The sequence below is a fragment of the Pacificibacter sp. genome, from assembly GCF_039769035.1.
Taxonomy (GTDB): Bacteria; Pseudomonadota; Alphaproteobacteria; order Rhodobacterales; family Rhodobacteraceae; genus Celeribacter.
Window position 1 is genome coordinate 1 of sequence record NZ_JBDMZG010000098.1, and the last position, 4,757, is coordinate 4,757.

Below are 4,757 nucleotides of genomic sequence, written 5' to 3' on the forward strand. Positions count from 1 at the left end.
CGGAGCCGACGCAACAGGCCAATGCGTTCGACCACGAATTGCGCGCGACACGCATGGTGGTCTCAATCTCATCAAAACCGAGTGCAACGGCGATCGCGGCATCGGCGGCCAATTGCAAGGGATCGTCCTTAGCGTTGGTCACATGGGCCTGATTACCAGGGCTTTGACGGGCGCGCATCTTGGAGTAGGCAAAGGCAATCTCCATGGCGTTCAGTTGCGCCACCGCCTCGGCCAGCTTGGCCGGGGTCAGGCCACGGGCAAGACGGGTCAGATCGGTGCGCGGCACATTCATGTCCACCAGCATCCGCGCCAGTTGCTCCGAGGGGATCGCCATGGCCTCCTCGGCGATTTCTGGATCGACATGATAGGTGGCAATGAAAGCATCGATCAAATCGAAGTCTTCAGAGGCCACACCGTCCATTGAAGCGACCTTGCCTGCTTTGATCCCAACGCTAGGCGATGGGTCGGCCGAACCGCGGAAGGCTGAAAAACCATTCTCGGGGTCTTCGACCGCGAACCTATCCAATCTCAGAGTACGGGCATCCCAATCGTCGACGCGCTTCCACCGGTTGGTATCATAACTTTGGCCCATAGCCTTCTGATCTCTCTCAGCTTTCATCGTCCATTGCGCCACAAACAAGCCGTGCTCCATGACGCAGGATGGAATCACTTATCGACTGATCAGGGCGGCGATCGGTTATCACACAGAGATTGCTTTGCATCGCAACCGTTTGTTGCAGCGACCGCTCTCCAAATTTTGAAGCATCTGCCAAAACCATGGTTTCATCGGCATTTCTGATCATCGCGGAATACACGTGTGCAATGTTCGACGAGGCCTCACTGATTCCTTTAGTATCAACGCCTGAGGCTCCAACCACCGCCAGTGTGGTGTGGAATTTTTCAATGCAGTTGAGCGTCTCACCACCCCAAACCACCCCCTCATTGGGTTCGACAATGCCGGGCAGGGCCATGACCTCAAGCGCGGGATTAATTGAGAGTTCCATGGCAATGCTAAACGAGGGAGTTAGCACCGTCAGCGGTCGCCTGGTTTGGCGCAGAGCGCGTGCGAAGTGCAGCGTGGTGGCCCCACCACCAATGAAAAGACTGCTCGAATTGCCTAAATACTCGACCGCCATCTGGGCTATCTTTTCGCGCGCAGCGATGTGCTGCGTTAAACGTTCTGACAAGGCAGGCTCAAAGGATTTGGTGCGCATAGCACCACCATATGTGCGCTTGATCCGGCCCGTGCTATCCAGCTCGGACAGGTCGCGTCGGACGGTTTCGGTAGAGACGTCCAGCTGATCCGCAAGCTCGTTCACACGAATCGAAGCATTCGTTTCCAGTACGCTCAACAAAAGATCTTGTCGTCTTGCTTTCTTTGACATTTTTGCCTCTCATACCGCACTATTTGGCGCCCTATTTTACAAGCTTCACAACAAATTTAAACTATTTTGACCAAAAGCCCACAAAAAAAGTTGAAAAATGTAAATCTCACGATAGCATTTAAATAACTGCAAAGGGGATTCGCGTGTTCAATTACGGTTATTTTTCCTTCGATTCGAAAGAGTCGTTGATGCAAAAAGCGGCGGAATATTGGAACCCAGGCAAGGTTAGCTTCTGGACGGAAGCGGGCACGCCGATGGTGATCGACAGGCGCGAAGGGTATTTCCTACACGACATGTCGGGCAAGCGGCTTATTGACTTGCACCTCAACGGCGGCACTTACAATTTTGGCCATCGCCATCCTGAACTGGTCGATGTGCTAAAATCAGGGCTCGACTATTTTGATATGGGCAACCACTGGTTTCCGTCCGTTGCGAGGGCGGCCTTTGCTGAACAGCTAGTCAAAACCGCGCCGCATACGAAATACGCCATATTCGGCGCAGGCGGGGCTGAGGCCGTTGAGATTGCTCTCAAGACAGCGCGCTATGCGACCAGGCGTAAAAAGATCGTGTCGATCATCAAAGGCTATCATGGGCATTCCGGCCTGTCTGTCGCCACGGGAGATGAGCGGTTTTCAAAAATCTTCCTGGCAGACAATCCAGAAGATTTCATCCAAGTGCCCTTCAACGATCCGAATGCGCTTGAGGATGTATTGAAAGGCTGCGATGTGGCGGCATTTATTATTGAGACAATTCCGGCCACCTATGGATTTCCCATGCCTGACGATGGTTATCTTAAGGCCTGTCAAGAATTGTGCCACAAATACGGGGCCAAATTTATCTCGGATGAGGTGCAAACTGGTCTGATGCGCACAGGTGTGATGTGGGGTTGGCAGGGGTATGGGTTGAAGCCAGATATCTTTGTCTGCGGTAAGGGCCTGGGAGGTGGTATTTATCCGATTAGTGCTTGTCTGGTAACCGAAGAATGCGGCCAATGGTTGGTCGAAGACGGGGCTGCGCATATCTCAACAGCAGGTGGATCCGAGCTGGGATGCGTTGTGGGCCATCATGTCATGGAAATGCTTCAGCGGCCTGAGGTTATTTCAAACGTGCATTTTGTGTCTGAGTATTTCTCCAAAAGCATGGCCGAAATGATGGTGCGCCACTCCGATATTTTTGTGGGTGTGCGTCAGCGTGGTGTGGTGATGGGGCTGGAGTTTGACCACCCAGAGGGGGCAGTGGCCGTGTCTCGCGCGCTTTATGAAAACGGTATCTGGGCGATCTTCTCGTCTCTGGACAAGCGCGTGCTTCAATTCAAACCTGGTGTGGTTCTGGATGTGGATACCTGTCAGGAAATCATGGACCGCTTTGACGCTGCGATGCCTCGCGCGCGTCAGTTGCTTAAAAACGGAAGACGACGCGCCGCATGATCGAAACTACTATATGTAACACGCCACGCTTGGCAGTCCCAGATCGATCGCTCTCAAAGGCGCGCATGAAAGTGGGCCGTGCAGCATGGGCCGCGCGGTATTACAAAAGCTTCAGCCGTGATTCTGTTATGGCGATTGCTGAGGCGATGGCAAAGGCAGGCCACGCAAATGCCGCCGAGTTTGCCGATCTGGCTGTGTCTGAAACCGGGTATGGCGTGGTCGAGCATAAGACGCTTAAAAATCAGTTGTGCACCCATGCCCTGTTAGATCACTATCGCGATCTCGATCTGATCACACCGCGTATTGACGTTCAGCGTAAAATTTTAGAGCTTCCCAAACCTGCTGGTGTGGTCTTTGCATTGGCTCCGGCAACCAATCCGGTAGCGACAGTCTATTATAAGGCAATGTTGGCCGTGCTAAGCCGCAATGCCATCGTTATTAGCCCACATCCAGCCGCTAAGCGGGTCTCGTTGCAGGCTGCACAGCATCTGGCCAAAGCCGTTGAGGCCGCAGGCGCACCTTCCGGTTTGATCCAATGTATCGAAGATCCCTCCATCCCTCTGGTTCAAGATATCATGGCGTCGGACAAGATTAACGTGATTATCGCCACTGGAGGCAACGCAATGGTGCGCGCGGCCTATTCATCGGGCAATCCCGCCTTGGGTGTTGGTCCCGGTAACGTGGTGGCTTATGTCGACGTCACAGCCAAAGTGGACGCGGCGGCCAGGTGCCTTGTGGACAGCAAGAGCTTTGACAATTCGGTCTTGTGCACGAACGAAAGTGTCGTTGTCACACTGGACAGTAACCGCGGCAATTTGGAGCGCGCCTTGCGCTCGGCTGGGGCGCATGTGTGCAATAACGCGGACACAGACAAGCTGCGCGATTACCTCTTTGGAGGTGAGGGTTTTACGCTGGAGGCGATTGGCAAATCTGCCCAGTGGATCGCCGAACGGGCTGGCATTCGTGTCAGCCCTTCGACCAAGATTTTGGTGCCTGTAGTTCCCACTCCGGGGCAGGATGATCTGCTTTTCCGCGAGAAGCTCTGCCCGGTGCTGACCTTGACCGCCGCTGTGGATTTTGATCAAGCGGTGACATTTGCCAAATACACAACCCGGCGTGGCGCGGGCCATTCCGCAGCCTTCCACGGCGAAGATAGCGCACGTCTCGTGGCTTTTTCGCAGGACATGCCGGTCTATCGCGTGGTGGTTAACGCACCCTGTTCGCAAGGGGCTGCAGGGTTTGCCACGCATTTGCCGCCCGCGTTTACCATTGGCACAGGCTTTGCTGGCCGCAGTTCAGTGGGCGAGAACGTGGGGCCGCAACATCTAGTTCATTGGACGCGTATTGCCTACGCCAAGGATCAACCTGCTGATCTGGCTAGTATTGATCTGACCAATGTGTCTTCGGACCGGCCAATGACATCTGTGCAGACGCACCAAGGACCGCAACACACAAGCGGGGCTGGGGATGTGACCCGCGACGAGCTACGCCAGTTAATCATGGAAGAGCTTCGTGGCCTGAAGGGAGATATCTGATGACAGATCTCCGCGCATCGATTTTCATTGATCAGCTCCAACCCCAAACCCTAGCCTATATTGCCACATGGATGCGTGGCACGTTGCCCCGTTTGCGAATGGCTGCGCAGATTGTTGAGATTGCACCAGGGCTGGATGTTGAAGTCCTGACCGACACAGTCCTGAAAAGTGCGGATGTGCGCGCAGGACTTTTGGTGGTAGAACGTCAGTTCGGCACGTTGCAGTTTCATTCCCATTCCACTTCTGAGGTGCATTCCGGCGCAGACGCTATCCTTAGAGCCTTGGGCAAAACCATGGACGATGTGGCCCCGCCGAAAATCCTGGCATCCAAGCTGGTGACAAATGTAGACGACCAGCACGCGTTTTTGATGAACCGCAACAAACTGGGCTCGATGGTTATAGGGGGCGAC

At 54.3% G+C, this 4,757-nt stretch carries 4 protein-coding genes and 1 pseudogene; 3 read left to right on the forward strand and 2 right to left on the reverse strand.

Annotation, left to right across the window (positions count from 1 at the left end):
• The coding region (locus ABF287_RS09160) for a propanediol/glycerol family dehydratase large subunit (protein WP_347184710.1) at positions 1-634 on the reverse strand (634 nt) is incomplete at its 3' end.
• A complete protein-coding gene (locus ABF287_RS09165) occupies positions 609-1,385 on the reverse strand; it encodes a DeoR/GlpR family DNA-binding transcription regulator (RefSeq protein WP_347184707.1) in 777 nt (258 codons plus the stop codon). The genes ABF287_RS09165 and ABF287_RS09160, both read right to left, overlap by 26 nt.
• Positions 1,386-1,573: 188 nt before the next feature.
• Here ABF287_RS09165 and ABF287_RS09170 point away from each other — a divergent pair, with 188 nt between their 5' ends.
• The 3 genes and pseudogenes from ABF287_RS09170 to ABF287_RS09180 all read left to right on the forward strand — a co-directional run.
• A complete protein-coding gene (locus ABF287_RS09170) occupies positions 1,574-2,812 on the forward strand; it encodes an aminotransferase class III-fold pyridoxal phosphate-dependent enzyme (protein ID WP_347184708.1) in 1,239 nt (412 codons plus the stop codon).
• Positions 2,809-4,347 (forward strand): aldehyde dehydrogenase family protein, encoded by a 1,539-nt coding sequence (locus tag ABF287_RS09175; RefSeq protein ID WP_347184709.1) that lies wholly within the window; start codon positions 2,809-2,811, stop codon positions 4,345-4,347. Before ABF287_RS09170 ends, ABF287_RS09175 begins: the two co-directional genes overlap by 4 nt.
• Positions 4,347-4,757 (forward strand): annotated as a pseudogene (locus ABF287_RS09180) (hypothetical protein); the annotation flags it as partial. The gene ABF287_RS09175 and the pseudogene ABF287_RS09180, both read left to right, overlap by 1 nt.

Bases quoted from the DNA above. Each gene is read 5' to 3' on its own strand.
- ABF287_RS09175 (WP_347184709.1), top strand. From the start codon at position 2,809: ATGATCGAAACTACTATATGTAACACGCCACGCTTGGCAGTCCCAGAT.
- ABF287_RS09165 (WP_347184707.1), bottom strand. From the start codon at position 1,385: ATGTCAAAGAAAGCAAGACGACAAGATCTTTTGTTGAGCGTACTGGAA.
- ABF287_RS09170 (WP_347184708.1), top strand. From the start codon at position 1,574: ATGCAAAAAGCGGCGGAATATTGGAACCCAGGCAAGGTTAGCTTCTGG.